2 protein-coding genes and 2 tRNA genes are annotated in these 2609 nt (G+C 44.2%); 3 read left to right on the plus strand and 1 reads right to left on the minus strand.

All coding sequences use genetic code 11. The features are described 5' to 3' along the window. On the minus strand, window positions 1–1069 hold a 1069-nt coding region (locus WA010_RS03320; protein WP_422555754.1), incomplete at its 3' end, for a class I tRNA ligase family protein. Window positions 1070–1167: 98 nt separating this feature from the next. Here WA010_RS03320 and WA010_RS03325 point away from each other — a divergent pair. The 3 genes from WA010_RS03325 (at window position 1168) to WA010_RS03335 (ending at window position 2508) form a co-directional block, all read left to right on the plus strand. After that, window positions 1168–2262, plus strand: a complete 1095-nt coding sequence (locus WA010_RS03325; RefSeq protein ID WP_422555755.1) for a CinA family protein — start codon at window positions 1168–1170, stop codon at window positions 2260–2262. 78 nt (window positions 2263–2340) lie between these two features. Then, window positions 2341–2416 (plus strand) — tRNA-Lys (locus WA010_RS03330). Between the two features lie 16 nt (window positions 2417–2432). Then, window positions 2433–2508: transfer RNA gene (locus tag WA010_RS03335), tRNA-Glu, on the plus strand. Window positions 2509–2609 lie beyond the last annotated feature (101 nt).

Genomic DNA, 2609 nt, shown 5'->3' on the forward strand with positions numbered 1-2609 from the left:
TATCATAACAACCCGTCTCATCAACCGGCATCACCACTTCGAGGTTATAACGAAGCCCGATACGGTAGTCGTCTTCCCCATGACCCGGAGCGGTATGAACACATCCCGAACCATTCTCCATCAAAACGTGCTCACCCAAGACCAAGTGTGAACCACGACCGTTGAGAGGATTGATCGCATAAAGATTTTCGATCTTTTTCGCTTCGATCTTTTGAACGACCGTCCCGCTGAAAACACCCTCTTCGATAAGTGCGTTGTAGCGTTTTTCCGCAACGATATAACCATCGGATGTTCGAACATAGATCTCATCAGGGTTGAGAGAGATTCCCGTATTGGCAGGCAATGTCCACGGTGTCGTCGTCCAGATGACGATAGCGGCGTTCCCCTCTATCCCGGCACGTACTTTGGCTTCGTCGCTGAGTTCAAATGCGACATAAATCGAGTAGTCCTCTTTGTCTTCGTACTCCACTTCCGCTTCGGCAAGCGCAGTACGCTCCGCCCAGCTCCAATACACCGGTTTTGAACGCTCGATCAATAACCCTTTTTTCGCCACGGCGCAAAGGGTACGATAGATGTTCGCTTCAAACTTGGAATCCATCGTCAGATACGGGTTATCCCAATCCGCAATAACACCCAGTTTTTTAAACTCCGCGCGTTGAATATCGACAAACTCTGACGCGTGATCGCGGCACATTTGGCGTACTTCTGCGGTACTAAGAAGCTCTTTTTTCTGTTTTCCGCCCAGTTTTTTCTCAACCTGTTGCTCGATCGGCAATCCGTGACAATCCCAACCTGGGGTAAAACGGACCGATTTCCCGTTGAAATAGTGGTATTTGACAATAATATCTTTAAGAACTTTATTGAGAGCATGACCGATATGGGTGTGACCGTTGGCATACGGGGGACCATCATGCAGCGTAAAACTCTCTGAGCCTTTACGATTGGCTTTCATTTTGCCGTAAACATCATTTGCAATCCACGCAGCATACCGTGTAGGCTCGTTTTGAACCAAATTTCCGCGCATCGGAAATTCAGTCTGAGGTAGAAGGAGGGTCTCTTTATAATCCATCTGTTACCTTATATAAAAAGTGGTGCATTATATCTTTTAGGTGATTAAAATTTGCTGTCACTGTGCTATACTATCCCAATTTTATACTCAGGAAAACCATGAAACGTGATGTTATTTTCGTAGGTAATCGGCTGATTTTGAATGAAGCGTATGAGCGTTACATCCTCCGAAGTATCAAGAATCGTCTCGCATCGATCGATTCCATCAACTATTTTGAAGAGTCAGACAAAGGACTATTTTTACACCTTGAAGGGCTATTGAAAAATGAGTCCAAACTCATTATTGTCACCACAAAAAATACGTTTACTATTGTTGGAAAACTTCTCAGCACGGTCACAGCCGACAATCAGATTTTAAAAGAGCAGATGCTCATCCCCTCCCGTGCCAGTATCTTAGAAAACGGTAGCTATCTCCTAACCCATAACAACTCTGAAATCAATGTTGTTCTGGCGACCGAGGGGAAAGAATTCCCTTCGATTCTCATTGATGACGAATCACGTCTTGCCACGATCCATCTTTTCAACGAAGAACTTCTTAGTGCGCAAACACTTCTTGAACCATTAGCCCAAAACTTCGATGTCAAGCTTGAGTTTAGTGAATTGGTAGAGGGATGGCTGAAAATTCGTATCCATACCCGCCGTCATGGAAATCTTTCTCAGTTTATTGCGTCTGCACGCGGATTAATGCATCATAAAGTAATTGCCGCAACCAATATCGTCGCATTTATTATTGAACGTTTAGGTACTCACCACAAAAAAATCTCATTTTCCGAAAGTTGCAGTGGAGGTTCGCTTGCCCATTTTTTCACTTCTCAAAGCGGAGTTTCCACTATCTACGATGGTTCTTTGATTACCTATTCTAACACACTAAAAGCCAATTGGTTAGCAGTTGATGATACCGCCTTGGAACAATACGGTGCTGTCAGTGCCGAAGTGGTTTCAGAGATGTCTGAAGGAGCTATGAATGTCAGCTATGCTGATTATGCGTTAGCTATCAGCGGGGTTGCAGGACCTACTGGAGGAAGCGATATTAAGCCGGTCGGAACAGTTTATATCAGTGCACGATCCAAAACCTCTGTTCATACAGAGCGTTTTCATTTTGAAGGTGATCGTAACTATATCCAAGAGCAAAGTGTTCTAATGGCTGTTAAAATGCTCCTAAATATAGATCGAGAGCTATTTTTTACCGCTTAAGCAAAATTAGCTTGACAAAACAACATCTTTCCCCTATAATTTCGCCCTCACAATCGTCCAGTTTGGATGGCTGAAGAGGTCTCGTTAGCTCAGCCGGTAGAGCATCTCACTTTTAATGAGGGGGCCGATGGTTCGAATCCATCACGAGACACCATAATGTTGATTTCAGTGACCCTTTCGTCTAGTGGCCAAGGACACTATCACTTCATGGTAGGAACAGAGGTTCAAATCCTTTAGGGGTCGCCACTTGTTCATGTTATTTTGATTTTTTAAACTCATGGGAGTTTAGCTCAGTTGGTAGAGCGCTACCCTTACAAGGTAGATGTCACAGGTTCGAGTCCTGTAAT

Origin of the sequence: Sulfuricurvum sp. (assembly GCF_049305995.1) — a bacterium.
Classification (GTDB): domain Bacteria; phylum Campylobacterota; class Campylobacteria; order Campylobacterales; family Sulfurimonadaceae; genus Sulfuricurvum.